At 67.3% G+C, this 25655-nt stretch carries 21 protein-coding genes and 2 pseudogenes; 16 read left to right on the top strand and 7 right to left on the bottom strand.

Annotation, left to right across the window (positions count from 1 at the left end):
- Positions 1-11: 11 nt before the first annotated feature.
- Positions 12-342 (top strand): annotated as a pseudogene (locus LJ725_RS25050) (ATP-binding cassette domain-containing protein); the annotation flags it as partial.
- A gap of 249 nt (positions 343-591) precedes the next feature.
- Here LJ725_RS25050 and LJ725_RS25045 read toward each other — a convergent pair.
- Complete coding sequence (locus tag LJ725_RS25045; protein ID WP_230553683.1) at positions 592-1599, bottom strand: DUF808 domain-containing protein; 1008 nt, start codon at positions 1597-1599, stop codon at positions 592-594.
- Positions 1600-1827: 228 nt separating this feature from the next.
- Between LJ725_RS25045 and LJ725_RS25040 the strand changes: the two genes are divergently transcribed.
- Positions 1828-3357, top strand: a complete 1530-nt coding sequence (locus LJ725_RS25040; protein WP_268990862.1) for a cryptochrome/photolyase family protein — start codon at positions 1828-1830, stop codon at positions 3355-3357.
- Positions 3357-3530 (top strand): DUF2256 domain-containing protein, encoded by a 174-nt coding sequence (locus LJ725_RS25035; protein WP_230553682.1) that lies wholly within the window; start codon positions 3357-3359, stop codon positions 3528-3530. The genes LJ725_RS25040 and LJ725_RS25035 overlap by 1 nt, the downstream gene beginning before the upstream one ends.
- A 249-nt stretch (positions 3531-3779) precedes the next feature.
- Here the strand turns inward: LJ725_RS25035 and LJ725_RS25030 are convergent, their stop codons facing one another.
- On the bottom strand, positions 3780-6002 hold the full coding sequence (locus tag LJ725_RS25030) for an NADP-dependent isocitrate dehydrogenase (RefSeq protein ID WP_230553681.1): 2223 nt from the start codon (positions 6000-6002) through the stop codon (positions 3780-3782).
- Positions 6003-6424: 422 nt separating this feature from the next.
- Complete coding sequence (locus LJ725_RS25025; RefSeq protein ID WP_230553680.1) at positions 6425-7321, bottom strand: LysR family transcriptional regulator; 897 nt, start codon at positions 7319-7321, stop codon at positions 6425-6427.
- A gap of 129 nt (positions 7322-7450) precedes the next feature.
- On the opposite strand from LJ725_RS25025, the gene LJ725_RS25020 reads away from it, so the two are divergent.
- Both LJ725_RS25020 and LJ725_RS25015 read left to right on the top strand, forming a co-directional pair.
- The gene (locus tag LJ725_RS25020) at positions 7451-7876 is read left to right on the top strand and encodes a DoxX family protein (protein ID WP_230553679.1); all 426 of its coding nucleotides are present in this window, start codon (positions 7451-7453) and stop codon (positions 7874-7876) included.
- Positions 7877-8039: 163 nt separating this feature from the next.
- A complete protein-coding gene (locus LJ725_RS25015; RefSeq protein ID WP_230553678.1) occupies positions 8040-9665 on the top strand; it encodes an ABC-F family ATP-binding cassette domain-containing protein in 1626 nt (541 codons plus the stop codon).
- 33 nt (positions 9666-9698) lie between these two features.
- Here the strand turns inward: LJ725_RS25015 and LJ725_RS25010 are convergent, their stop codons facing one another.
- Entirely contained in the window at positions 9699-10961 is a 1263-nt protein-coding gene (locus tag LJ725_RS25010) for a lipase family protein (protein WP_230553677.1), read from the bottom strand.
- Positions 10962-11301: 340 nt separating this feature from the next.
- Between LJ725_RS25010 and LJ725_RS25005 the strand changes: the two genes are divergently transcribed.
- The 5 genes from LJ725_RS25005 to LJ725_RS24985 all read left to right on the top strand — a co-directional run bounded on the left by LJ725_RS25005 (position 11302) and on the right by LJ725_RS24985 (position 15430).
- Positions 11302-11682: a YciI family protein gene (locus LJ725_RS25005; protein WP_230553676.1), complete on the top strand. Its 381-nt coding sequence runs from the start codon at positions 11302-11304 to the stop codon at positions 11680-11682.
- A 149-nt stretch (positions 11683-11831) separates the two neighbouring features.
- Positions 11832-12707 (top strand): glutathione-dependent disulfide-bond oxidoreductase, encoded by an 876-nt coding sequence (gene yghU / locus LJ725_RS25000; RefSeq protein WP_230553675.1) that lies wholly within the window; start codon positions 11832-11834, stop codon positions 12705-12707.
- Positions 12708-12812: 105 nt separating this feature from the next.
- Positions 12813-13820, top strand: a complete 1008-nt coding sequence (locus tag LJ725_RS24995; protein WP_230553674.1) for an asparaginase — start codon at positions 12813-12815, stop codon at positions 13818-13820.
- Positions 13821-13869: 49 nt separating this feature from the next.
- On the top strand, positions 13870-14847 hold the full coding sequence (locus tag LJ725_RS24990; protein WP_230553673.1) for a Bug family tripartite tricarboxylate transporter substrate binding protein: 978 nt from the start codon (positions 13870-13872) through the stop codon (positions 14845-14847).
- 49 nt (positions 14848-14896) lie between these two features.
- The gene (locus LJ725_RS24985; protein ID WP_230553672.1) at positions 14897-15430 is read left to right on the top strand and encodes a hypothetical protein; all 534 of its coding nucleotides are present in this window, start codon (positions 14897-14899) and stop codon (positions 15428-15430) included.
- 3 nt (positions 15431-15433) lie between these two features.
- Here the strand turns inward: LJ725_RS24985 and ogt are convergent, their stop codons facing one another.
- A complete protein-coding gene (gene ogt, locus LJ725_RS24980; protein ID WP_230553671.1) occupies positions 15434-15952 on the bottom strand; it encodes a methylated-DNA--[protein]-cysteine S-methyltransferase in 519 nt (172 codons plus the stop codon).
- 152 nt (positions 15953-16104) lie between these two features.
- Between ogt and LJ725_RS24975 the strand changes: the two genes are divergently transcribed.
- From LJ725_RS24975 to LJ725_RS24960, 4 genes are all read left to right on the top strand, one after another.
- On the top strand, positions 16105-17529 hold the full coding sequence (locus LJ725_RS24975; protein WP_230553670.1) for an MFS transporter: 1425 nt from the start codon (positions 16105-16107) through the stop codon (positions 17527-17529).
- A 4-nt stretch (positions 17530-17533) separates the two neighbouring features.
- Positions 17534-19069 carry a serine hydrolase gene (locus LJ725_RS24970; protein ID WP_230553669.1) on the top strand — a complete coding sequence of 512 codons (1536 nt, stop codon included), beginning with the start codon at positions 17534-17536 and terminating at the stop codon, positions 19067-19069.
- A gap of 84 nt (positions 19070-19153) precedes the next feature.
- Complete coding sequence (locus LJ725_RS24965) at positions 19154-20623, top strand: DUF2252 domain-containing protein (RefSeq protein ID WP_230553668.1); 1470 nt, start codon at positions 19154-19156, stop codon at positions 20621-20623.
- Between the two features lie 81 nt (positions 20624-20704).
- Entirely contained in the window at positions 20705-21037 is a 333-nt protein-coding gene (locus LJ725_RS24960; RefSeq protein ID WP_230553667.1) for a putative quinol monooxygenase, read from the top strand.
- Between the two features lie 39 nt (positions 21038-21076).
- Here the strand turns inward: LJ725_RS24960 and LJ725_RS24955 are convergent, their stop codons facing one another.
- Positions 21077-23119, bottom strand: coding sequence for a molybdopterin-containing oxidoreductase family protein (locus LJ725_RS24955; RefSeq protein ID WP_329958391.1), 2043 nt, complete (start codon positions 23117-23119; stop codon positions 21077-21079).
- A 127-nt stretch (positions 23120-23246) separates the two neighbouring features.
- Positions 23247-23459: pseudogene (rpmE, locus tag LJ725_RS24950) on the bottom strand (50S ribosomal protein L31); the annotation flags it as partial.
- Positions 23460-23590: 131 nt separating this feature from the next.
- Here rpmE and cyaY point away from each other — a divergent pair.
- Positions 23591-23896 carry an iron donor protein CyaY gene (cyaY, locus tag LJ725_RS24945; protein WP_230553665.1) on the top strand — a complete coding sequence of 102 codons (306 nt, stop codon included), beginning with the start codon at positions 23591-23593 and terminating at the stop codon, positions 23894-23896.
- Positions 23893-25647 carry an ABC transporter transmembrane domain-containing protein gene (locus LJ725_RS24940; RefSeq protein WP_230553664.1) on the top strand — a complete coding sequence of 585 codons (1755 nt, stop codon included), beginning with the start codon at positions 23893-23895 and terminating at the stop codon, positions 25645-25647. Before cyaY ends, LJ725_RS24940 begins: the two co-directional genes overlap by 4 nt.
- The last annotated feature ends 8 nt before the right edge of the window (positions 25648-25655 follow it).

The following is a 25655-nucleotide window of genomic DNA, read 5'->3' as shown; positions in this document are numbered from 1 at the left end:
GCACAGCCCCCGTGGTTCGTCTCGATAACATCAGCAAGCAGAAGGCCATCAGATCCTGTTCATCGACGCGTCGATGGGCACCATAAGGGCGAGAAGGCGGGGCTGGTCGGGCCCAATGGCGCCGGCAAGACCACGCTTTTCCGGGTGATTTCGGGCCAGGAACAGCCCGATGACGGCCAGGTGACGATCGATCCCGGCCTGACCATCGGCTATTTCAGCCAGGACGTCGGCGAGATGTGGGGCATGAGCGCGGTCGCGGGAGTTATGGACGGCGTCGGGCCGGTGAGCACGCTGGCCGTCGAGTGGTTGGAGGGGGAGGCCGACGACATGGACGCCCTCGTCGTGCGCTAACGGCTTCTCATCACACGGATGCGATTGTCCGACACCCGGAAGAGTCCAAGGCCGACGATCTCGCGTTCGGACGCATAACCCAGATCGATGGCGCCTTTCCGCCAGTGAACCGGGCAGGGGCTTTGGCCGTGCCTGTCTGCAGCGCTCGCATGCCGCCCATCGGCAACCTCATCCTCGTCCTCGGCGAGCAGCTGAGCACTTGCAAAGGATTGTTGCTCCTACGGGAATCGCTTGCCGCCGTCAGGCCCGGTCTCTCGAAAGAATCCGGCGGCCCAGCGATTTGACCCGGCGCCAGAGCGGCGACAGCACGCGGCTGGTCAAAGGGATCGCCAGCAGCCCGATGACAAGTCCGGCCACGCCGAAGCCGGCGGCTTCCACTGCCCAGGCGACGACCGGCTTGGCCACGGGAACGGCGCGCGCGACGGCGGCGCCGGCGTCGTGCAGCATATGCGTCGGTCCGCCCAGGCCATAGGCGTCGAGGCCGTGCAGGATGATGCCGCCGCCGACCCAGATCATCGCCGCCGTGCCAATCGCCGAGAGCGCCTTCAGGAGATGCGGCATGGCCCGCACGATCGCGCGGCCCGTGACGCGCAACGGCGCGGCAAGCGCCGATCCCGGCGACAGCCGGGCCAGCGCCAGGCCGAAATCGTCCGCTTTGACGATCAGGGCCACGGCGCCGTAGACGGCCGCGGTGATGCCGACGGCCACGATGGCGAGGATGATTGCCTGTTTCACCCAGCCGCCCGCAGGGAGAGCGGCCAGCGTGATCGCCATGATCTCGGCCGAGAGGATGAAGTCGGTCTTGATGGCGCTCGCGATCTTCCGGTCCTCGAGGGTCTTCGCATCGAGGGCGACCGGCTCGGTGGTCGCCTCGTGAGCCTGCTCCTCGTGCGGGAAAACGACCTCGTAGAGCTTCTCCGCGCCTTCGTAGCAGAGGTACGCCCCGCCGATCATCAGGAGCGGCGTGATCGCCCCGGGCAGCAGGAGGCTGAGCGCCAGGGCCGCGGGGAGGAGGATCAGGAGCTTGTTGCGCAGCGAGCCGAGCGCGATCCGGCCGATGATCGGCAGTTCGCGCGCCGGGCTGAAGTCGGTGACGTAGCGCGGGGTGACGGCCGTGTCGTCGATAACCACGCCGGCCGCCTTGACGCCGGCCTTTGCCGACTGTCCGGCGATGTCGTCGATCGAGGCGGCGGCCATCTTCGCCAGGGACGCGATGTCGTCGAGCAGCGCCACGAGACCGCCGCTCATGGCCGCACCGCACGTCGGATCGACCGGGGAGAGCCGCCCAGGGGGCCCGTCACTGCCATTTTCGAGATTTCCTCTTTGCCAATGCGCCGGCGGGCCGTCCGGGTGAGCTGTTTGGTGGGCGATGGCGAAGGCCTGTTCAAGGCAGGGCTGACGACGCTTCGAGGCCTCACGGCGACCCTTCAGTGAACCGGGCAGGGTCAAACGCCGTATCTGCCTACAAGTTCCTCAATGTCCGCCATCCGCAACCTCATCCTCGTCCTCGGCGACCAGCTCACGCCGACCCTCACCAGCCTTGCCGCGGGCGATCCGGCGCAGGACCGCGTGCTCATGGCGGAGCTGGCGGACGAGGCGGGCTATGTGCGGCATCACAAGAAGAAGATCGCCTTCCTGTTCTCGGCCATGCGCCATTTCGCGGCGGAACTGCGCGGGCTGGGCTGGACGGTCGACTATGTGACCCTGGACGATCCCGACAATCGCGGGTCGTTCACGGAGCAGCTCGGCGCGGCGATCGAGCGGCTGCGGCCGGAGCGGGTGGTGGTCACGGAAGCGGGCGAATGGCGCGTGCGGCAGATGCAGGAGTCCTGGGCGGCGCGCTTTTCGCTGCCCGTGGACATCCTGCCGGACGAGCGCTTCCTGTGTTCGCCCGCGTCGTTCGCCGCCTGGGCTGCGGGCCGCAAGCAGCTGCGCATGGAGTATTTCTATCGCGACATGCGCCGGCGCACCGGGCTGCTGATGGAGGGCGACCAGCCGGCGGGCGGGCGCTGGAACTTCGATGCGGAGAACCGCAAGCCCGCCAAGGCCGACCTGTTCATGCCGCGGCCGCGCGGGGTGACGCCCGATGCGATCACGCGCGAGGTGCTGGCGCTGGTCGAGGCGCGCTTCGGCGACCATTTCGGCGACCTGGAGCCGTTCCGGTTTGCCGTCACGCGGTCCGACGCGGAGGCGGCCTTCACGGCCTTCGTGGAGACGGGGCTGCCCAAGTTCGGCGACTACCAGGACGCCATGCTGGCGGGCGAGCCGTTCCTCTATCACGCCGTCATCGCGCCCTACCTGAACTGCGGCCTGCTCGATCCGCTGCAGGTTTGCCGGCAGGTCGAAATCGAGTGGCGGGCGGGGCGGGTGCCGCTGAACGCGGCGGAAGGGTTCATCCGCCAGATCATCGGCTGGCGCGAATATGTCCGCGGGATCTACTGGCTGAAGATGCCGGGCTACGAGCGCAGCAACTTCCTCGGCCATACGCGGCCGTTGCCCGGCTTCTACTGGACGGGCGAGACGGAAATGGCGTGCGTGCGGGCGGCGGTGACGCAGACCAGGGAGCAGGCCTACGCGCACCATATCCAGCGGCTGATGATCACCGGCAACTTCGCGCTGCTGGCGGGGATCGATCCGCACGAGCTGCACGAATGGTATCTCGCGGTCTATGCCGACGCCTACGAATGGGTCGAGCTGCCCAACACGGTGGGCATGAGCCAGTTCGCCGACGGCGGCCTGCTGGCGTCCAAGCCCTATGCCGCGAGCGGCGCCTATATCGATCGCATGTCGGACTATTGCGGGGGCTGCGCCTACGAGGTGAAGCAGCGGACGGGCCCGCGCGCCTGTCCCTTCAACGCGCTCTACTGGGATTTCATTTCGAGGCACCGCGAGAAGATCGGGCGCAATCCCCGCATGGCGCAGATGGTCCGCACCTACGACAAGTTCGCCGACGTGGAGAAGGGGCGGATCGCCGACAGTGCGGCGGCGTTTCTGGGCACGCTGTGATGGCGAAGCGCTACACCAAGTCGACCCTGCCCGAGAAGACCTGCGCCGCCTGCGGCCGCCCCTTCGCCTGGCGCAAGAAGTGGGCGCGCGACTGGGACCAGGTCAAGACCTGCTCGGAACGCTGCAAGGGCGATCTGCGGCGGAAGGGGCGGGCGATACCTTCGTCGTCCTGAGAGGCCGCTCGGCAATCGACTGAATCAATTCAAGCAATTCCCTCATCCTGAGGAGCGCGCCGAAGGCGCGCGTCTCGAAGGATGGGCAACGGGCAGGTGCGCATTGCCACCCTTCGAGACGCGGTCCTTTGGACCGCTCCTCAGGGTGAGGGCGTTGTTTGTCGTCGCGGTAGGGCAAGGCCACGGGGCCAAGAAAAAGCCGCCCCGGTTGCCCGGGGCGGCTTCGTCGTCTTCAGCCTGTCGCGCCGCTCAGAGCGAGGCGAGCGCGTCGTTCAGGGTTTTGCTCGGGCGCATGCCGGCCGAGGTCTTCTTCTGGTCGGGCGCGTAGTAGCCGCCGGTGTCCACCGGCTTGCCCTGCGCGGCGATCAGCTCGGCGTCGATCTTGGCCTCGTTCTCCTCCAGCGTCTTCGCCAGCGGCTTGAAGCGGGCCGAAAGCGCCGTGCTGTTGTCGCGGCGGGCCAGCGCCTGCGCCCAGTAGAGGGCGAGGTAGAAATGGCTGCCGCGATTGTCCAGCTCGCCGACCTTGCGGGCGGGGGAGCGGTTGTTGTCGAGGATCTTGCCGTTGGCCTCGTCGAGCGTCTCGGCCAGCACCTTCACGTCCTCGTTGCCGGTGGTCTGCGCCAGATGCTCCAGCGACGCGCCCAGCGCCAGGAACTCGCCGAGCGAATCCCAGCGCAGGTAGCCCTCGTGCTGGAACTGCTCGACATGCTTGGGCGCGGAGCCGCCGGCGCCGGTCTCGAACAGGCCGCCGCCGTTCAGCAGCGGGACGATCGACAGCATCTTGGCCGAGGTGCCCAGCTCCATGATCGGGAACAGGTCGGTCAGGTAGTCGCGCAGCACGTTGCCGGTGACCGAGATCGTGTCGAGGCCCTTGCGAATGCGGTCGAGCGAGAACTTGGTCGCCTCGACCGGCGGCATGATGTGGATCTCGAGGCCCTTGGTGTCCTCGTCCTTGAGGTACTTCTCGACCTTCTTGATCAGCTCCGCGTCGTGGGCGCGCTTGGCGTCGAGCCAGAACACCGCCGGGGTGTTGGTGAGGCGGGCGCGGCGCACGCCGAGCTTGACCCAGTCGCGGATCGGCTCGTCCTTGACCTGGCACATGCGGAAGACGTCGCCCTGTTCGACCTTCTGCTGCATCAGGACGGTGCCGTCCTCGGCCACGACGCGGACGGTGCCGGCGGTGGGGATCTCGAAGGTCTTGTCGTGGCTGCCGTACTCCTCGGCCTGCTGGGCCATCAGGCCGACGTTCGGCACCGAGCCCATGGTCTTCGGATCGAAGGCGCCGTGGGCCTTGCAGTCGTCGATGACGGCCTGGAACAGCGTCGAGTAGCAGCGATCGGGGATGGCGGCGATGCAGTCGTGCAGCTTGCCGTCGGCGCCCCACATCTTGCCCGATTCGCGGATCATCGCCGGCATCGAGGCGTCGATGATCACGTCGCTGGGCACGTGGAGGTTGGTGATGCCCTTGTCGGAGTTCACCATCGCGAGGCCCGGGCGCTTGGCATATTCGGCCTGGATGTCGGCCTTGATCGCGGCCTTCTCGGCCTCGGGCAGGGTCTCGATGCGGGCCAGCATGTCGCCCAGGCCGTTGTCGGGATCGATGCCGAGCTTCTTGAACGTCTCGCCGTGCTTGGCGAACACGTCGCTGAAGAACACCGACACGCAATGGCCGAACAGGATGGGATCGGAGATCTTCATCATGGTCGTCTTGAGGTGCAGCGAGAACAGGACGCCGTCCTTCTTCGCCATCTCGATCGCCGAGGCATAGAAGGCGTTCAGCGCCTTGGCGCTCATCACCGAGCAGTCGATGATCTCGGCGGCCTTGAGCGGGATCTTGGGCTTCAGCACCGTGGTCGCGCCGTCGGCGGCGACCAGCTCGATGCGGGCGCTGGTCGGGGCCGCGACGGTCGTGGCGACCTCGGAACCGTAGAAGTCGCCGCCCGTCATGTGGGCGACGCGGGTCTTCGAATCCTTGCTCCAGGCGCCCATCTTGTGCGGGTGCTTGCGGGCATACTGCTTCACGGCGCCGGCGGCGCGGCGGTCGGAGTTGCCCTCGCGCAGGACCGGGTTCACGGCGCTGCCCAGCACCTTGCCGTAGCGGGCGCGGATTTCCTTGTCGGCGGGCGTGGCGTCGCTGTCGGGATAGTTGGGGACGTCGTAGCCCTTGGACTGCAGCTCCTTGATCGCGGCCTTGAGCTGCGGGATCGAGGCGGAGATGTTGGGCAGCTTGATGATGTTGGCTTCCGGCTTCATCGCCAGCTTGCCGAGCTCGGCCAGCTCGTCCGGGATTCTCTGCTCGGGCTTCAGCTTCTCGGGGAAGTTGGCGATGATGCGGCCGGTCAGCGAAATGTCCGCCAGCCTCATCTTGACGCCGGCCGTGGCGACGAAGGCCTGGACGATCGGGAGTAGCGAGAACGTCGCCAGCCCCGGCGCTTCATCGACCTTCGTCCAGACGATTTCGAGATCTGACATACCTGCACCTCCGTGCGCCGCTTTTGGGGTCGGCTGGGTTGATCCAATGCTGAATTTGGCCCGTCTTGTTGCACCACCGGGCGCCTAAACGCAATGTTCCGGCGGGGTACGGCGAGGCCGTCCGGCGCGGACAATCGGCCGCAAGACCGTCATCGCTCCTTGCCATCCACGACGCGTCGGCAGGCGCAATCCTGGACGTCAGGGACAGGGGTTGTCATGGCGTGCCGGATCGGCGAGCGCTCCTCGTCCGATCGCGGGGCGACGCACCGTCACCGTCGGTGCGACAGACGAGGAGCAGGGGCCCTGTCCGCAAGTCGCGCATCCCGTTCCGCGCGCGCGCCGCAGGCTGTTCGACGACAGTCACCTGTCCATCGAACCGTCATTCGTCGGACATGCCTCGGACAGCGCGGTGGGTTCAAGTCTCACTCGCGGTCCAGACCGCCTATGCCGTCGGGGCCGGTCAGAAAGTCGAGGAAGGTCCTCACCTTGGCCGGCAAGTAACTGCGATTGGGATAGACCGCGTGCAGCGTGAGCCTGGGCCAGAGCTCGGGCGGCAGAACGGCTTCCAGCCGGCCCGTCGCCAGATCCTCGGCGACCAGCCACAGCGGCATGAAGGCGAGGCCCATCCCCTCGCGCACGGCAAGGTGCAGGAGCGTCTCGTTGCCGGACAGCAGCACGGGGTACAACTGCAACTCGGGGCCGTCCCTGGACAGGCGTACCCGGCCATCCGGCGCCACCGTGGAATAGGCCAGGAACGGCGCCCCTGCGAGGGCCTCGACCTCCCGGGGCCGGCCCAGGCGATCCAGCAGCGCGGGTGTTCCGACCAGGGCGAAGGAGATCGTCGCCAGGCGCCGCGCGATCAGCGTTTCGTCGAGCGTGGGCGTGACCCGCAGCGCCAGGTCGAAACCCTCGTCCACGAGGTTGACCTTGCGGCCCGACAGGTCGAGATCCAGCGTCACGCCCGGGTTCTGGGCGTGGAACGCCGCCAGAAGCCGCGCAAAGGCCCGGTTCGCCATCCAGACCGGCAGGCTGACCTTGAGCATGCCCCTGGGCTGGAGCGTCGATTGCGCCAGCTGTGCTTCGGTCTGTTCGAGCCCGTCGAGCAGGCTCCGCACGGTGGCAAGGTAGATCGTCCCGGCCTCGGTCAGGCTGACGCTTCGGCTGGTACGGTTCAGCAGGCGCGCGCCGACGCGGGCCTCGACGGCTTGCACGTGCTTGCTGGTCATCGCGGCCGACAGGCCCAGCCGATCGGCCGCGGCGGCAAAGCTGCGCAGCTCGGCGACCATGGCAAAGACGCGAAGGCCGAGAAGGGCGTCCATGAATTATCTCCTGTAGGGAAATATAGCATCAATTCTTGGGCTGATGATCAATTTACAAGAAAGAGCAAATGATCTGTCCATCAGTCAACCGCGCCAGTCCCGAGACGGCGCCAACCGGAAAGAACAGCCATGACCCTGACAGCCACGATCGCCCCCCTCTCCAGCCCGCGTTGGAACGCCGGCCTCTGGGCCGCGCAGCTCGCGCTGGCGGCCCTTTATCTGATGGCCGCCTACATGAAGGGCCTGATGCCGATTCCCGACCTTGTGGCGATGGGTCTCGTCTGGACCGCCGGCGCACCGCTCTGGCTGGTGCGGGGCATCGCCCTCGTCGAGTTCCTCGGCGCCGTCGGCCTGATCCTGCCCGCCGCGACCCGGATCATGCCGCAGCTGACGGTCTGGGCCGCCGCCGGCCTCCTGGCCATTCAGGCCCTGGCCATTCCGTTCCACATGATCCGCGGCGAGTTTGCTCCGCTGCCGTTCAACCTGATCTACGTCGCCCTTGCCGTGCTGATCCTGTGGGGCCGATCGCGCAGGGCGCTCATCAGCCCGCGCTGAGCCGAAGACAGGCAGCCGGTGGCTGACGCGCACACCAGGCGGCTCGCACTTGGGTGCAGGTGTCGTTGAGGCCACCGGCGCGAGCAAAGAGAGGACAATCGGCCGCAAGACCGTCATCGGCCCGCGCTTGCATCGCGGCTGCTTTCCCGCCAGCACGGGCGCCATGATTCGTCTCGATAACATCAGCAAGCAGAACGGCCACCAGATCCTGTTCATCGACGCCTCGATGGGCCTCCAGAAGGGGGAGAAGGCGGGCCTCGTGGGGCCCAACGGCGCGGGCAAGACGACGCTGTTCCGCATGATCGCGGGCCAGGAGCAGCCCGACGACGGCCAGGTGACGATCGATCCCGGCATGACCATCGGCTATTTCAGTCAGGATGTCGGCGAGATGTCGGGCATGAGCGCGGTCGCCGCGGTGATGGACGGCGTCGGCCCGGTCAGCGAACTGGCGGTCGAGATTGCCCGGCTGGAGGCGGCGATGGCCGATCCGGACCAGGCCGACAACATGGATGCGCTGGTCGAGCGCTACGGCGAGGTTCAGGGCCGCTTCGAGGAACTGGACGGCTACGCGCTCGACGCCCGCGCGCGCGAGGTGCTGGCGGGGCTGTCGTTCAGCCAGGAGCGAATGGACGGCGACGTGGGCCTGCTCTCGGGCGGCTGGAAGATGCGCGTGGCGCTCGCCCGCATCCTGCTGATGCGGCCCGACGGCATGCTGCTCGACGAGCCCTCCAACCATCTCGATCTCGAAAGCCTGATCTGGCTGGAGGACTTCCTGAAGAAGTACGACGGCGCGCTGCTGATGACGAGCCACGACCGCGAGTTCATGAACCGCATCGTCGGCAAGGTCATCGAGATCGACGGCGGCACGCTGATCACCTATTCGGGCAACTTCGACTTCTACGAGCAGCAGCGGGCGCTCGGCGAAAAGCAGCGTCAGGCGCAGTTCGAGCGCCAGCAGGCGATGCTGGCCAAGGAGATGAAGTTCATCGAGCGGTTCAAGGCGCGCGCGTCCCATGCCGCGCAGGTGCAGAGCCGCGTGAAGAAGCTCGACAAGATCGAGAAGGTCGAGCCGCCGCGCCGCCGCCAGTCGGTGATGTTCGAGTTCCGCACGCCGCCGCGCTCGGGCGAGGACGTGGTGAGCTTCCGCAACGTCCACAAGGGCTACGGCAGCCAGTCGATCTACTCGGGCCTCGACCTGCGCCTGCGCCGGCTGGAACGCTGGTGCGTGCTGGGCGCCAACGGCGCGGGCAAGTCGACGCTGCTGAAGCTGGTGGCCGGCGCCACCGAGCCCGACGAGGGCAGCGTCGCGATCGGCGCAAGCGTCAAGATGGGCTACTTCGCCCAGCATTCGATGGACCTGCTGGACGGCGACGACACGGTGTTCGAATCGCTCGACCATTCCTTCCCGCAGGCGGGCACCGGCGCGCTCAAGTCGTTGGCCGGCTGCTTCGGCTTCTCCGGCGATGACGTCGAGAAGCCCTGCCGTGTGCTCTCGGGTGGCGAGAAGGCACGGCTGGTCATGGCCAAGATGCTGTTCGACCCGCCGAACTTCCTGGTGCTCGACGAGCCGACCAACCATCTCGACATGGCCACCAAGGAAATGCTGGTCGCGGCGCTGGCGCAGTTCGAGGGCACGATGCTGTTCGTCTCCCACGATCGCCACTTCCTGGCCGCGCTCTCCAACCGCGTCCTCGAACTGACGCCCGAGGGCGTCCATCAGTATGGCGGCGGCTATACCGAGTATGTCGCCAGCACGGGCCAGGAGGCGCCCGGCCTGCATCCGGGCTGACGAGGGCCTCCAGGGCTGGCTATCGCGCCGTGCCTAGAGGCGCGAATTGAACCAGTCCAAGACGGTGGACTGGCCGTTCAGGTTGGCGCCGTCGCCGTAGAGGCTCGCCAGGAAGGTGGCGCGGTGGCTCGCGCCCTTGACCGGAACGCCCGCCATGTCGCGTCCGCCCGACGCCAGGGCCATGCTGACGAGCCGCGGGTTCAGTGCCTCGTCGGCCAGACCGTAGTAGAAGCGGATCGGCGAATCGTAGTCCCAGAAGGTCGTGCTGTTGGCGGCGAGGCGGCGCAGCAGTCTGCTGTTCGTGTCGTGGGTGTAGCGCTCGAACAGGCCCTCGATCAGGAAGTCGGCGACCGGCGGGATCGTCTTCGCGGCCTGCGGATCGATGCTGTAGTCGGACCAGTATTTCTCGGCGAAGGCTCTGTATTGCGGCCTGATCGCGGTCTCGAAGAGATCGGCAAGGCCGTAATAGCGCCGATAGCTGCCGAGCAGCACGATCAGGCAGGGCACGATCCAGGCAGGCGGTGGCGGATAGGAAGCCGCCGTGGACGGCGCGAAGGATTGCGGGCTCGACCAGTAGTGGAACGTGTTCGGCAGGTCGTTGAACGGGCTCTGGGCGGCCGTCGCGGCCACCGCGATGCCGCGCCGCTGCAGGTCCTGCTTGATCCACTGGGTGTTGAGCGCGCCCTGCGACCAGCCGTTCAGGAACAGCGCGGACTGGCGCCGGCCCGATCGCTCCAGTTCGCGCACGCCGGCCTGCAGAACATCGAGGCAGACCTGAACGGTGACGTCCTTGACGGCATAGGCTTCGTCGCGGCCGTTCCGGTAGGCGCCCTTGCCGAGATAGTCCGCGGCGATGACGGCGTAGCCGTTTCCCGCGAGGCGCTGGATGTTGAACAGCGTCTCCAGCGAATCGACCGAATCGCGCAGTTCGTAGCGCTCGACCGCGAGCTTCGTGAGGTTGGAGGGGACCTGGTCGAAAGACAGGATCGTGCCATGCTGCCAGGAGACGACAGGCACGGGGCCCTCGCGGCCGGCGGGCACCGCGAGAAGCCCGCTGACCTCGACCGGCTCGCCGGTCTGCGGCAGCCGCGAGCGCGTGGTGAAGGCCCGCAACTCGACATCGTAGCGCGCGCCATGCCGTTCGGCCGAGAAGGCGCCCAGAACGTTGCCCTCGTTGAACACTGGATAGAACTTCGCCGCGAGCGCATCGAGCCGCGCCCTGGCGATCCGAACGGGCGGCCCTGCGTCGGCCTGCGCCGTCTGGACGGGCGATGCCGACGCCTGCCGCATGGACATTGCGAGCGCGAGCGAACCGGCGGTGGCGCCGGTCGCACCCAGAACCGATCGTCGGCCGACAAGGGCGCCTGGCGGGCGGGAGTGTGGCGCGGGAGGGGCAGCGTTTTCGGAGCTCATGCCATTGGCCTTGGAACGTATCGGGTGCGGATCGGCGCGGCCCGATTGGGTAAAGGGCGCGCCGAGACCGTGCGATCATCGCCCGCCAGCGCGGTGGTTTCCAGACAGCGCGGCGCGCGCATCGGCCAGCGACTTTTATGTCCGCGGGCCTGTCGGCTCCGGCGAGCCCCGTTCGTCGTTCCATCACAAGGCCGATGAGTTCGGCATCACGAAGGAGATAGAGATGCGGGTGATGGTGATCGTGAAGGCGACGGCGGACAGCGAGAAGGGCTTCGTCCAGTCCCCGGAGAACATGGCGCTGATGGAAGCGATGGGGAAGTTCAACCAGGAACTGGAGAAAGCCGGCATCCTTCGTGACGGCGACGGGCTGAAGCCCACCTCGGAGGGCCGGCGGGTGGCGTTCGACGGCGCCGCGCGCACCGCGCGAAAGGGACCTTTCGCGCCCGCGGGTGAGCAGATCGCGGGCTTCTGGCTGTGGGAGGTGAAGGACATGGACGAGGCGGTGTCCTGGGTGAAACGCTGCCCCAATCCCATGCCGGGACCCAGCGAGATCGAGATCCGGCCGCTCTACGAACTGTCCGACCTCACGGGCGAGGCCGGCTGATACCGGAAGCCTTCGGCAGGTCGCACGAGAATTCGTGCGGCCGCCGATGAGGAATCCGTCGTCGAATCCTCGAGGCGGGGCGCGCGGGATCGCGCCGGTCCGGATAGAATGGCTTCATCAACGGAGCTTTCATCAGAGGATTGTGGAGCATGAGTAACGCATCGGACTACACGCCGCCCAAGGTCTGGACCTGGAACAAGGCGAGCGGCGGCCGGTTCGCCAACATCAACCGGCCGATCGCCGGTGCGATCAGCGAGAAGGAGCTGCCCGTCGGCAAGCATCCGCTGCAGCTCTATTCGCTGGGCACGCCGAACGGCCAGAAGGTCACCATCATGCTCGAGGAGCTGCTGGCGCTCGGCCACAAGGGTGCGGAGTACGATGCCTGGCTGATCAAGATCGGCGAGGGCGACCAGTTCGGCAGCGGCTTCGTGGCGATCAATCCCAACTCCAAGATCCCGGCGCTGCTGGATCGCAGCGGGCCGAAGCCGGTGCGCGTATTCGAATCCGGCGCGATCCTGCTCTATCTCGCGGAGAAGTTCGGCGCGCTGGTGCCGACCGATAGCGCCGAGCGCGCGGAATGCCTGTCGTGGCTGTTCTGGCAGATGGGCAGCGCGCCCTATCTGGGCGGCGGCTTCGGCCATTTCTACGCCTACGCGCCGGTCAAGATCGAGTATGCGATCGATCGCTTCGCCATGGAGACCAAGCGCCAGCTCGACGTGCTCGACCGGCGCCTGGCCGAGAGCAAATACCTGGGCGGCGACGACTACACGATCGCCGACATCGCCGTGTGGCCGTGGTACGGCGGGCTGGCCAAGGGCCTGCTCTACGGCGCGGGCGAGTTCCTGTCGGTGCACGAATACAAGAACGTCCAGCGCTGGGCCGACGAGATCGGCGCGCGTCCGGCGGTCCGCCGCGGCCGCATCGTCAACCGCCTGCAGGGCGATCCCGCGGCCCAGCTCCACGAGCGTCACGACGCCAGCGACTTCGACCTGAAGACACAGGACAAGGTGGCGGCGAAGGGCTAGACGCCTCGCGTCTTTCGCTGCGCGCGATGTCGCCGGAGCGGCGACATCGCGGCGGCATCGATCTTGCGTCCTGCGCCGCGTACTCGAACAGCGCAGGAGAATCGCGTGAGCAGCACGAAGCGGCCCAAGGTGGCCTTCATCGGCACCGGCGGGACCATCTCGTCGCTCGGCATTCATCCGCTCGAGTTGCAGGACTACGGCATCCACGACAAGCGGATGCATGCCAGTCAGATCGTCGAACGCTTTCCGGTGGTCAACGAGATCGCCGAGGTGATCCCGGTCGATTTCCGCAACGTGCCGAGCCCCGAGATCTACTTCGCCGAGTGGAAGGAACTCGCGACCCTCTGCCATCGCGTGGTCGCCGAGCATCCCGACCTCGCCGGCATCGTCATCGGTCACGGCACGGCGACGCTGGAAGAGACGGCCTGGGTTCTGAACCTGGTGCTCAAGATCGATGTGCCTGTCGTGCTGATCGGCTCGCAGCGGCCGGCCTCGGGCTTGTCGACCGATGCCGCCATCAATCTCGTGAACGGCGTGCGCACGGCGGCCAGTGCCGACAGCCGGGGCAGGGGCGTGCTGGTACTGTTGAACGACGAGATCCAGGCGGCGCGCGAGGTCACCAAGACCTCGAACTGGCGCATGCAGACCTTCCGCACGCCCGACTTCGGCATCCTGGGACATGCCGACGGCGACAGGATCGCCTACTACCGCAAGCCCGAACGCCGGCACATGCCGGACACCGAATTCAGCATCACCGACCTCGACGCCCTGCCGCGGGTCGACATCGCCTACGCCTATGCCGGCTCCGACGGCAGTGCGATGCGCGCGTTTGTCGCCGCCGGGGCAAAGGGGCTGGTCTCGGCCGGCTTCGCGCCCGGGATGCCCCCGGCTGCCGACCTGGCGGCCATGACCGAGGCGGTGAAGCAGGGGGTCGCGGTCGTGCAGTCCTCGCGCGCCGGCTCAGGGCGCATCCATCACAGCAAGAAGCTCACCGACGCGGGCGTGCTGGCGGCCGACAATCTCAATCCCCAGAAGGCACGTCTGCTGCTCGCCCTGGCGCTCACCCGCACCTCGGATCCAGCCGAGATCGCGCGGATCTTCGCGACCTACTGAAACCAACGACGGTACAGGTCTGGCACGAAGTGTGTATGTTCCTCCAGCCATGGCACACCTTTCTCGACGCAGCTTCGTGGTCTCTGGCGCGGCCACCGGTCTGACAGCCTCGTCCGCCGGCGCGCAGGCGGCGTATCCCTCGCAGACTATCCGTCTTGTGGTGCCCTACGCGCCCGGCGGCGGGTCTGATTTCACCGGCCGACTGGTGGCGCAGAAGCTCCAGGAGATGGGCGCAGGCTATAACCTGATCGTCGACAACAAGCCCGGTGCGGCCGGCATGCTCGGCACCGAGATCGTCGCGCGGGCGCCGGCCGATGGCTACACGCTGCTCTATGCCGACGTGGCGCACGGCATCAATCCCGCGGTCTATTCCAAGGCACGCTACGACCCGGTGAAGAACTTCGTTCCGATCACGCTGGTCGGCGCGTCGCCGCAGGTGCTGGTCGCCCATCCGTCCTTCCCGGCCAATTCCCTCAAGGAACTGCTCGCAATGCCGCGCGACCAGCTCCAGAAGATCGCCGTCGGCACGCCGGGACAGGGCAGCGGTCCGCATCTGACCTATGAGCTGCTGCGCACCAAAGTCGGCCTCGATCTCGTGCATGTGCCCTACAAGGGTGGCGGGCCGGCGCTCAACGACGCGATCAACGGCCAGATTCCGCTGGTGATGAATGCGATGGCGCCGGTCATGCCGCATCTCCAGTCGGGCAAGCTGAAGGCGCTGGCGATCGCCACGGCAGAGCGCCATCCGCGCCTGCCGGACGTGCAGACCTATGCCGAGAGTGCGCCGGGTGTCGTCGTCTACAACTGGTACGGCTTCCTGGCCCCAGCGGGCACGCCGCCGGCCGTGACGAGCAAGCTTGCGGCCGACATATCCCGCGTCCTACTGCTGCCGGATGTGAAGGAGAAGTTTGACGCAGCCTTTCTCGATCCGATGCCGCAGGGCAGCGTGGAGATGGCGCGCTTCCTCGACGGCGAGGTGCGCCAATGGAAGGCCGTGGCGGTCGAGACCGGCATCTCGCTGGATTGACGGTTGTCGTGGCCGTCCTGCCGGCCTATCTCCGAGGCTGGAGGACGCCATGACGAGTATCCGGCGCGGGCTTTCGAGTCTCATCCTGGCGGCTGCCCTCGCTCTGCCGGCTGGCATAGCGAAGGCCGACGATGCGGCCTGCCAGCCGGTGCTCGACGCCGTCATCAAGCAGGCGGGGGTGCCCGTGCGGCAGGTCATCACGATCGAGAGCGCGGCAGCGCCGGGCAAGCCCCTGAGGGGCGAGATCATCCGCCTGGGCGACACGCTCTACATGCGTGCGGGAACCGAGTGGATCGCCAAGCCGTACGACGCCCTCAAAGCCGTCAGAGACTCGACGCAGGCCCTGCAGAAGTCGCCGCATACCTGTACCCGTGTGCGCATCGACACGTTCGACGGCAAGGAAGCGACCCTCTACAGGGTCCAGACGTCGGGCGCGCAGGGCCCCACCGTGTCGGAGATTTGGATCGGCGGGGACGGGCTGCCGGTTCGCCAGCAGACGGACGTGCAGGGCGCCGACAAGGCGCAGCACAAGGTTCGCTTCGAGTATGCCAACGTGACGGCGCCGGCGAACTTCCGCCGTTGAGGCCTACAGCGCGCCTTCGTGCTCCAGCAGCCACTTCTTTCGTGGCAGGCCGCCGCCATAGCCTGTCAGGGCACCGTTGCTGCCGATGACGCGGTGACACGGTAGCACGATGCTGATCGGGTTCTGGCCGTTTGCGAGGCCGGCCGCGCGCACGGCCCTCGGGCTGCCGATGCGCGCGGCGAGCTGGGCATAGGTGACTGTGCTGCCGTGGGGGATCGTGCGCAGTGCCTGCCACACGCTTTTCTGGAACGGCGTGCCGGTCGTCTCGACCGCCAGCCTGTCGATGACGGCGACGTTGCCGGCGAAATAGTCGCGCATCGCTGCCGTGAGGCCGCCGGGATCGTTTGACGGGCGCAGCGTGTAACGGCCCTTGCCGTAGTAACGGTCGAGCAGGAGGCGCATGCGAGGCTCGTGTTCGGTCCAGTCGATCGCGCGGAGGCTCCCACGGTCGTCGGCGACGATCTGCAACTCACCGATTGGAGTTTCCAGCCGGTCGACGCTGAACTCGAGAGGCTCAGCCATGGGCTCGCCCCTCAAGGGCGCGGTAACGGGTGCTGCGGTCGAGCCATTCCATGGCTGGATACTCCCATGCACTCACGATGGATGCTCGCGTTTTCGGACGCGACCACACGTCATCGTTTGACCTCGGTGCCGGAAAATGATCAGTCGCCGCCATGTCCACAACGGTCGGTTGGTCGGCGCTCCTGAAGCCGCAATGGTTGCCGCTCCTGGTAGCGCTGGTGGGCGGCGTCCTGCTGCACTCGATGAACGTGCTGATGCTGGCGACGGTGTTGCCCAGCATCGTCGAGGATGTCGGCGGCACGGCCATGATGAGCTGGCCGACGACGGCCTTCCTGGCCTCGTCGATCGTGGCGGCGACCTGCACGGGACACCTTACGGTGCGCCTGGGTGCGCGCACCGCCTTTTGCGCCGGAGCCGTGGTCTTCGGCATCGGAGCGCTCATCTGCGCGGTCGCGCCGTCGATGGGCGTGGTGGTGGCCGGGCGATTCATCCAGGGTTTCGGCGGTGGCGTGCTGTCGGCCATGGCCTATGTGCTGGTGAGCAATGCGTTCCCCGAGCCGATGTGGCCGCGCGTCGCCGCGCTGCTCTCCGGTGCATGGAGCATGTCGGTGCTGGTCGGCCCCCTGGTCGGTGGCGCCTTCGCGACCTGGGGTAACTGGCGTGGCGCCTTCTACGCGGTGACCGTCCTGGCGGCGCTGCTGGCCGTGGTTGCGGCGCGCGCGCTGCCGCGGGCGCGGGCGGAGAAGGGCGGGCCGGCCCGCGTCATGCCTTTCGGCAGAGTGGCGCTGATCTGTCTGGCGATCGCGGTCATGTCCGCCGCCAGCGTCGTCTCGCTGCCGCTCACCAAGTTCGGGCTCTTCCTCACCGCGGTCGTCCTGCTGATCGTGATGATCCTGTTCGATCGGCGGTCGACCGCGCCGCTTTTCCCCAGCGATGCCTTCTCGCCGCGATCGGTGACCGGCATGGCGATGTCGTTCGCGCTGCTGGTATCGATCGCCTACAGCCCGCTCTCGATCTTCGTCCCGATCTTCCTGCAGGGCCTGCATGGGTTTGACCCGCTGGCCGCGGGGTATACGGTCGCCGGCGCGTCGATGGGCTGGACCGTATCGTCGCTTGTGGTTTCCGGCTGGTCGCCGCGGGCGGCGGGCCGGATGCTCGCCGTCGGCCCGCTGGCGATGGCCGTGGGCCTGGCCGGCGTCGCGCTGCTCATGACGACGAAGCCCGTGCTCGTCCTGCCCGTACTGATCGCGCTGGTCGGGCTGGGCATCGGGGCGTGCTGGGGCTTCGGGGTCCAGCGGCTGATGGGCGGCGCCCGGCGGGGCGAGGGCGATCTCGCCGCCTCCGCGGTGGCCACGGTGCAGCAGACCGGCTTTGCGCTGGGGGCCGCCGCGGCCGGCATCGTCTCCACCCTGGCAGGGCTCTCGCGCGGTCTCAGCACCCACGGCATCGCGAGCGCCGCCTTCTGGGTCCCGGTGAGTTTCGTGCCGGTTGCCCTGATCGCCGCTTTTGCAGGTGCGAGACTGGCTCTTCTCGCGGGCCGCTCCGATGGTAAAAATCAGCCTGTGTCGGGCAGGTAACCAGATGATGCGGCTTTTTCTTTCCCTGATCTTTCTTGTCTTCGTTTCCTTCGGTGCCGAGGCGCAGCCCGTGACGAGGGAGAAGGTCACGGCCGCCTTGCCGAAGCTGCGTGAACTGGCCCGGCAGGCGGTGGCCAAGGGGGAGGTGCCCGGTCTCTCGATCGGCATCGTCTATCGCGACGAGGTCGTTTTCCTCGAAGGCTTCGGCGTTCGCGAGATGGGCCAGGCGGAGGCCGTGAACGCCGATACGGTTTTCCAGCTTGCCTCCGTTTCTAAGCCGATGGCAGCAACCGTGGTCGCGGCGCTGGTGAGCGACGGTGTGGTGACCTGGGATACGCGCATCCGCGATCTCGATCCGGACTTCTCGCTGCCCGACGCCTATCCAACGGCCCAGGTCACGATCCGCGACCTGCTTTCGCATCGCAGCGGCCTGGCCGCGAACGCCGGAAACGACATCGAGGATCTAGGCTTCAGCCGCGAGGAGATCCTGAAGCGCATCCGCTACACGAAGCCGGGCGGAAGCTTCCGGGCAAGCTTCGTCTACAGCAATTTCGGCTTTACGGCGGGCGCCATCGCAGCCACGCGGCCGACCGGCAAGAGGTGGGAGGATCTTGCGGAAGAGAAGGTCTACCGCCCGCTCGGCATGCAATCGACCAGCTCGCGCGCCCGCGACTTCCAGCTTCAGGCCAACCGCTCTTCGCTGCATGTCCGGGTCGACGGGAAATGGACGCCGCTCGTGAAGAGGAATGCCGATGCGCAGTCTCCCGCAGGCGGCGTGAGTTCGAACGCCCGCGACATGATGCAGTGGCTGCGGCTCGAACTGGGCAACGGCCGGTTCGCCGGCCGCCCGATCATCAAGGAGTCTGCACTGGAGCAGACACGGCGGCCTACGATCGTTCGCAACGTCGATCCGAAGACGGGCGTCACCGGCTTCTACGGAATGGGCTGGAACGTCGATTTTCGCGAGCGCGGCGTCGAGTGGAGTCATGCCGGGGCGTTCAGCGCCGGTGCCCGCACCCTCGTCCATATGCTGCCGGCCGAGAGACTCGGGATCGTCATCCTGACCAATGCCTTTCCGACCGGTGTGCCGGAGGGACTGGCCGCGACCTTCCTCGACGAGATCTATGCGGGCAAGGCTTCCCGCGACTGGATCGCCCACTGGAATGAGATCTACGACGACAGCTTCGGGGCCGGCGCCCAGAAGCAGGCCATGGCGCCCTACGCCTCGCCGCCGGCCTCTCCGTCACCGCCGCTGCCGCTGCAGGCCTATACCGGCTTCTACCAGAACGACTATGTCGGCGACGTTCGGGTCATCGAGTCCGGGGGCGTCCTGTCGTTGGTGCTGGGGCCCGCCGGCCGGCGCTTTCCCCTGAAGCATTTCAACCGCGACCTCTTCCTCTATGCGCCCTATGCCGAGAGCCCGGGCTGGACCGTGGGCGTAACCTTCCAGATCGGCCCGGATGGACGGGCGTCGCAAGTCACCTTCGAGAATCTCGACGAGGACGGGAACGGGACCCTGAAGCGGACAAGGGTCCGATGACCCTTCGACGCTGCGATCACGGGCAATTTCTTTGACCCCGGCGTATCGCCGACGTTGAATGGCGGTCGAGAGCGGGGGAGAAACATGACACTGGTCAAGATCGACGCCAACGTCGACCGTACGTTTGCGCGCATGAATGCCGCGACCGAGGGCATGGAGCTGTTCGAGAGCTTCACGGCGCCGCGGGCGACCGTCGCGGAACGCATGCAGGCCGGCAAGGCGTTACGCACGAAGGTGCCGCGAACGTCCCATGCCTCGTTCGAGAAAGCGGCGAACCGGCCCGATCCCGTCGCGATCCTGGAAGAGCAGAACGCCTCGCGCATCCAGAAGCTCGTACCGGTGCGTTTTGCACGGATGCTGGCTTCTCCGTTCGCCTTCCTGCGCGGATCGGCGGCGGTCATGGCCGCGGACCTGTCGACGACACCGGTGACGGGCATGGGCGTCGGCGCCTGCGGCGACATGCATGTCTCCAACTTCGGCGTCTTCGCCTCGGCCGAACGGAACCTGATCTTCGCCATCAACGACTTCGACGAGGTCCATCCCGGTCCCTGGGAATGGGATCTCAAGCGCCTCGCGGCCAGTGCCGCCGTCGCGGTGCGCTTCATGGGCGGCGATCGGGTTGCGGCAGAAGGGGCCGCCCGCTCGATCGTGCGCTCCTATCGCAAGCGGATGCGCCGGTACGCGGAAATGGGCTTCCTGCAGATCTGGTACGACCGGATCGACGAACGCGCCGTCCTCGATACCCTGTCGCCGCGAGCCCGGCGCGGCGCCGAGCGGCTGATGGACAAGGCACGCGCGAAGGGCCACGTGAGCGTCCTCGAGAAGCTGACCGAACAGGTCGATGGCGAGCATCGCATCATCGAGGAAGTCCCGCTGATCGTGCGCGAAACGCATACGGTGGCGGGAACGCCCACCCATGTGGCGTTGGACGACATGCTTCGCGCCTACATCCAATCGATGACCATCGACCGGCGCGTGCTTCTCTCTCGCTACCGCATCGTCGACGCTGCTCGTAAGGTCGTGGGCGTCGGCAGCGTCGGCACGGCCTGCTGGGTCGTGCTCCTGCAGGGGATCGATTCGGACGATCCGCTGTTCCTGCAGGTGAAGGAGGCGAAGCGCTCGGTCCTCGCCCCCTATGTCGATCACCAGCTCAGCTTCGAGAACCAGGGTCGACGCGTGGTCGTCGGTCAGCGGCTGGCGCAGGGGTCGCCTGACATCTTCCTCGGCTGGGGCGAGTCGGAGGGCAAGGATTTCTACGTCCGCCAGCTTGCCGACATGAAAGGCAGCGTAAAGTTCAACGAGAGCGACCCCAGCAGCATCGACGGTTTCGTCGAATACTGTGCCCTGTGCGGCTGGGCCCTCGCGCTGGCCCACGCGAAGTCTGGCGACCCTGCGATGATCGCCGGGTATTGCGGCAACAACGAAACGCTCGACGAGGCGATCGGCAAATTCGCCATGGCCTACGCAAAGCAGACCGACGAGGACCACGACGCGCTCGACAAGGCGCGGCGCACCGGCCGCATCAAGGTCGCCGCACAGGAAGTCGTGAAGTAGGGGGTCGCTTCGCCGCGCGCCGAAGCGACGGCTCGGCGATTCGACCTAGAACGCTCTCCCAGCGACGGACGGGAGAACCAAATGGTCGATCTTCATTCCCTCAAGGACGGGCTCGTCGTCACGGCCTTCTGGGAGGCAAAGCCGGGAGAAGCGGACGCAGTCGCTGCCATCATTCGGCAGTACCTGCCGCAGGCCCAGCGCGAGCCGTGGGTCCATGCGTTCCAGATCCACCGCTCGATCGCGGAGCCTCACAAGTTCTTCTTCTACGAAGTGTTCCATGACGAGGCGGGCTTCGCCTCGCATCAGGAAACGCCGCACTTCAAGGCGCTGATCGCCGGGCAGGCGTTGCCGAAGCTCGCCCGGCGCGAGCGCACGCAGCACCGCTTCGTCATGGCCGGTACGCTTGACCCGTGAGGCCGGCGGGCGGCAAGGACTGCGATCGGGCGCCGCCGCTCAGGCCGCCGCCGCTTCCTTCCAGGGCGCAACTTCCAGCCAGGTGCTCTGGTAGGTCGCGCCTTCGCCCATGTCGGTGTAGCGGTCCGAGCAGAGCATGTTGATCGTGCCCGACACGGCTTCGCCCACCGGGCGTTGACCCGGCACCAGCAGAACGCCCGGCTGTACCTCGTCCGCCACCTTGAGCATCAGACCGATCTCGCCGCGGTCGTTGAACAATCGTACCCGGTCGCCATCCTTCAGGCCGCGCTTGGCGGCGTCTTCGGGGTGCAGGATACAGAAGGGCTTGCCCTCGCGTTCGCGCAGGAAACCCACGCCAGAGAAAGCGGTATGCGCCTGGAAGTAGCCCGGCGCCGTCAGCAGCCGGAGCGGCCACTTGGCCGCTTCCTCCGCCTCGATGGGATCGGCTTCCCAGTCGGGCATCGGTGGCAGACCCTGTTGCGCCAACTGCTCGGAATAGAATTCGAGCTTGCCGGACGGCGTCTTGAAGGGCTGGCCGTCCCAGTCGTGCTTGATGTTCAACGGCACCCCGGCGAACAGTTCATTCCGGTCGACGTTGGAGGCGGGGCCCGTCGAGCCCTTGAAGAGCTCCTCGGCGGCCTCGCGCGGGGACAGGCTGAAGATCCTGTCTGTAAGGCCCATGCGCTGCGCCAGCGCCTGGGCGACGTGGAAGTTAGAGCGCGCTTCACCGGCCGGCTCGACCGCCTTCTGGCCCCACTGCATCCAGTAGGCGCCGTAGGCGCGGTAGAGATCGTCGGTCTCGAGGTAGTTGGCCGCCGGCAACACGATGTCGGCGTAGCGCGCCGTGTCGGTCATGAACGGGTCGTGCACGACCGTGAAAAGGTCCTCGCGCATCAGGCCCTTCTGGACCTTGTGCACCTCGGGGCAGGTCACGACCGGATTGTTGGCGCCAACGAACAGGGCGCGGATCGGCGGATCCTTCATGTTGAGGAGTTCTTCACCGAGTCGCAGGTGATTGACCATGCGGGCCGTGGCGGGGCCCGAGGGCTTGCGGACCGCCGCGTAGTTCAGGTCGCAGGACGCGGCCGTCAGCAGCATCGCACCGCCGCCCTTGACGCCGTAATGGCCGGAGACGCCCGGCAGCAGGGCCACGGTCCGCAGCGCCTGGCCGCCATGGGTGAGGCGGGTCATGCCCTCGCCAAGACGGATCAGCGCGGCCTTGGCCTTGCCGTACATCGAGGCGAGTTTCTCAATGTCGGCAACCGACAGGCCGGTGACCTCCGCGGTCCGCGCCGGCGTGAACCTGGGCAGTACCTCGGCCTCGACCTTGTCGAAGCCCAGCGTGTGCCTGGCGATGTAGTCGCGATTGGCAAGGCCGTCGCGCACGAGGATGTGCATGATGCCGAGCGCCAGCGCCGCATCGGTGCCGATCCGGATCGGCAGGTAGAGATCGGCCGCCCGGGCGCTCCGCGTGCGGCGGGGGTCGATCACCACGATCGGCATGCCGGTCTTCTTGCGCTGGGCCTCGGCGAGCGCCCAGAAATGCACGTTGGTGGCGGCGAGGTCGGCGCCCCAGGAGATCACCAGATCGGAATGCACGACCGATTCGGGATCGGCACCGCCGACCGGACCGACCGTCACATCCCAGGCGGTCTCGCAGCAGGTGTCGCAGACCGTACCGGCCTGCAGGCGGGACGTGCCGAGCGCATGGAACAGGCCGTTCACCAGCCCGCGGTTCATCAGGCCCTGATGGGCGGAGTAGGCGTAGCCCAGGATGGCGAGAGGGCCGCTCTCGCGGATGATGGATTTCCAGCGATCTGCAATCTCGTCGAGCGCCTGATCCCAGGTGATGGGCTCGAACTGGCCCGAGCCCTTGGGCCCTGTGCGGCGCAGCGGGGTGGCGATGCGTTCGGGAGAATTCACAAGGTCGCTGTCGCGGTTGACCTTGCCGCAGGCAAAACCGGCCGTGTATGGCTGGTCGGGGTCACCCTGGATGCGCACGACCTTACCGTTGTCGACATGTGCGATGAGCGAGCACATGTCGGGACAATCGTGAGCACAGACAACTCTAACGGATTTCACTACGCCGCCTCCCGAAGGGTATCGCGGCCGTAATGTAGCAGAAGCGCCTAAAGAAGCGGGCTTACTTCTTTCCGTCGGCCTTCGCCGGAGCGGCAGCGGCCTTCGCGCCGGCGCCGACGCCGGCGTCGCCGATCATGCCGAAGCGGTTCTTGAAGCGCTGCACGCGGCCGCCGCGATCGATGCTCTGGCGCACGCCGGTCCAGGCCGGATGCGTCTTCGGATCGATGTCGAGACGAAGGCTCGCGCCTTCCTTGCCCCAGGTCGACTTCGTCTCGAAGGACGTGCCGTCGGTCATCACCACGGTGATGGTGTGATACTCGGGGTGGATCTTCTCTTTCATGATGCCTTCTCCAGCGCTTCAGGGCCGATTTCCGACCGGCCGACGCAACAGGGGCGGGGGTATACAGTCCCCGGGGCGCGGCGACAAGCTGGTTGTACGGCTCCGCTGCGGACTGTAGACCGGCCGGGCCGATGACCGATTCCATCTTCGAGACCCTCGCCGACAGCCTCCTCGCGACCCTCGAGGAGGCACTGGGTGACCATGTCGACGCCGAACTCCAGAGGGGCATCCTGACGGTCGAGGGCGATGCCGGGACCTGGATCGTCAATAAACATGCACCCACCCGGCAAGTCTGGCTGAGTTCGCCGATCAGCGGTGCCCGCCACTATGCTTTCGATGCGGCGGCCGGCCAGTGGCTAGACACGCGGACCGGCGGCGACCTGCTGGCGGCCCTAGGCGACGAGCTGGGTGTCCCGCTGAACTGGCAGGCCCCATGAAGCGCTTCGGCGGCCTGGCCCTGCTCGGTCCCTATCTCCGGCCCTATCGCGGCCGGACGATCCTCGCCCTGCTGTCGCTGCTGGTCGCCGCCGGGACCGTCCTGGCCTTCGGCGCCTGCCTGCGCGCCCTGATCGACCGCGGCTTCGCCCAGGGGCGGCCGGATATCCTCAACTATGCGCTGGCCTCGCTGCTGGCCGTGGCTGTCGTGCTGGCCATAGCGTCGGGCGCGCGCTTCTACCTGGTTTCGTGGCTGGGCGAGCGGGTGGTTAGCGACCTGCGCCGGGACCTCTTCGCACACGTCGTGCGGCTGGGGCCGGCCTGGTTCGAGGTGAAGCGCTCCGGCGACGTGATGAGCCGGATCTCGGCCGACGCCCAGCTGATCGAGCAGGTGATCGGCTCCTCGGCCTCGGTGGCCCTGCGCAACACCCTGATGTGCGTAGGTGGCGTGGTCATGCTGGTGGTCACCAACCCAAAGCTCGCCCTCTGGACGCTAGCGGTGGTGCCGCTCACGGTCGTGCCGATCATCGTGTTCGGGCGTCAGGTCAAGGCGCTCTCGCGGGAAGCCCAGGCGCGGATGGGCGAAATGGTCTCGGAGGGCGCGGAGACGCTGGACGGCGTGCGCACGGTCCAGGCCTTCGCGCAGGAGGATCGCGCGGCCCAGCGCTTCGGCGTGGCGACGGAACGGGCCTTTACCGCGGCGACGCGGCGGGTTTCGCGTCGCGCGAACATGACCACGCTGGTCATCTTCATCGTCTTCTCGGCCGTCGGGTTCCTGCTGTGGATGGGCGGACACGACGTACTGACCGGGCGGATCAGCGCCGGCGACCTCTCGGCCTTCGTATTCTACGCCGTGTTGGTCGCGAGTTCGGGCGGCGCCATCAGCGAGACGATCGGCGACCTGCAGCGCGCCTCGGGCGCGGCCGAGCGCCTGGCCGAGCTGCGTGCCGAGCCGCCGTCGATCGCCGAGCCGGCAAACCCCGAGCCGCTGCCCAAGCCCGTTCAGGGCGCGGTGTCGTTCGAGAGCGTGTCGTTCCGCTATCCCACGCGGGTCGAATCGCTGGCGCTCGACCGCTTCGACCTGCAGGTCGCGCCGGGCGAGACCGTGGCGATCGTCGGGCCGTCGGGAGCCGGCAAGACCACGGCCTTCAACCTGCTGCTTCGCTTCTACGATCCCGAGAAGGGCAGTGTTCGCCTCGACGGAATCGACATTCGGCAGCTTGCGCTGGCCGACCTGCGGCGCTCGCTGGCGATCGTTCCGCAGGATCCGACCCTGTTCAGTGCCTCGGTGGCCGACAACATCCGCTACGGGCGTCCCGACGCCAGCGACGCCGAGGTCAGAGCGGCCGCAGAGGCGGCGTCGGCACTGACCTTCATCGAGGCCCTGCCCAACGGCTTCGCGACCGACCTCGGCGCGCGTGGCGTGCGCCTCTCCGGTGGACAGCGCCAGCGGATCGCCATCGCCAGGGCGCTGCTCTGCGATCCGGCCGTGCTGCTGCTCGACGAGGCCACGAGCGCCCTCGACGCCGAGAGCGAGCTGGCGGTGCAGCAGGCCCTGGACCGGGCGATGCACAAGCGGACGACCCTGGTCATCGCCCACCGCCTGGCCACGGTGCAGAAGGCCGACCGGATCGTCGTCATCGACGAGGGGCGGGTGGCCGACATCGGCACGCACGCCGAACTCGTGCGCCGGGGCGGACTATATGCCCGGCTGGCCGAACTGCAGTTCAACCTGTCGGCGGCTGCTAGCTGATATTCACC

It is taken from the genome of Reyranella aquatilis, assembly GCF_020880995.1.
GTDB lineage: Bacteria > Pseudomonadota > Alphaproteobacteria > Reyranellales > Reyranellaceae > Reyranella > Reyranella aquatilis.
The sequence above is the reverse complement of the archived record's forward strand: the minus strand, read 5'-3'. Positions and strand labels throughout refer to the sequence as shown.

Coding starts and splice junctions, on each gene's coding strand:
- LJ725_RS25035 (WP_230553682.1), top strand. CDS start 3,357: ATGGCGAAGCGCTACACCAAGTCGACCCTGCCCGAGAAGACCTGCGCC.
- cyaY (WP_230553665.1), top strand. CDS start 23,591: ATGACCGATTCCATCTTCGAGACCCTCGCCGACAGCCTCCTCGCGACC.
- LJ725_RS24970 (WP_230553669.1), top strand. CDS start 17,534: ATGATGCGGCTTTTTCTTTCCCTGATCTTTCTTGTCTTCGTTTCCTTC.
- LJ725_RS24960 (WP_230553667.1), top strand. CDS start 20,705: ATGGTCGATCTTCATTCCCTCAAGGACGGGCTCGTCGTCACGGCCTTC.
- LJ725_RS25005 (WP_230553676.1), top strand. CDS start 11,302: ATGCGGGTGATGGTGATCGTGAAGGCGACGGCGGACAGCGAGAAGGGC.
- LJ725_RS25015 (WP_230553678.1), top strand. CDS start 8,040: ATGATTCGTCTCGATAACATCAGCAAGCAGAACGGCCACCAGATCCTG.
- LJ725_RS24975 (WP_230553670.1), top strand. CDS start 16,105: ATGTCCACAACGGTCGGTTGGTCGGCGCTCCTGAAGCCGCAATGGTTG.
- LJ725_RS25010 (WP_230553677.1), bottom strand. CDS start 10,961: ATGTCCATGCGGCAGGCGTCGGCATCGCCCGTCCAGACGGCGCAGGCC.
- LJ725_RS25040 (WP_268990862.1), top strand. CDS start 1,828: ATGTCCGCCATCCGCAACCTCATCCTCGTCCTCGGCGACCAGCTCACG.
- LJ725_RS25020 (WP_230553679.1), top strand. CDS start 7,451: ATGACCCTGACAGCCACGATCGCCCCCCTCTCCAGCCCGCGTTGGAAC.
- LJ725_RS24990 (WP_230553673.1), top strand. CDS start 13,870: ATGGCACACCTTTCTCGACGCAGCTTCGTGGTCTCTGGCGCGGCCACC.
- LJ725_RS24985 (WP_230553672.1), top strand. CDS start 14,897: ATGACGAGTATCCGGCGCGGGCTTTCGAGTCTCATCCTGGCGGCTGCC.
- LJ725_RS25030 (WP_230553681.1), bottom strand. CDS start 6,002: ATGTCAGATCTCGAAATCGTCTGGACGAAGGTCGATGAAGCGCCGGGG.
- LJ725_RS24940 (WP_230553664.1), top strand. CDS start 23,893: ATGAAGCGCTTCGGCGGCCTGGCCCTGCTCGGTCCCTATCTCCGGCCC.
- LJ725_RS25025 (WP_230553680.1), bottom strand. CDS start 7,321: ATGGACGCCCTTCTCGGCCTTCGCGTCTTTGCCATGGTCGCCGAGCTG.
- LJ725_RS24965 (WP_230553668.1), top strand. CDS start 19,154: ATGACACTGGTCAAGATCGACGCCAACGTCGACCGTACGTTTGCGCGC.
- yghU (WP_230553675.1), top strand. CDS start 11,832: ATGAGTAACGCATCGGACTACACGCCGCCCAAGGTCTGGACCTGGAAC.
- ogt (WP_230553671.1), bottom strand. CDS start 15,952: ATGGCTGAGCCTCTCGAGTTCAGCGTCGACCGGCTGGAAACTCCAATC.
- LJ725_RS25045 (WP_230553683.1), bottom strand. CDS start 1,599: ATGAGCGGCGGTCTCGTGGCGCTGCTCGACGACATCGCGTCCCTGGCG.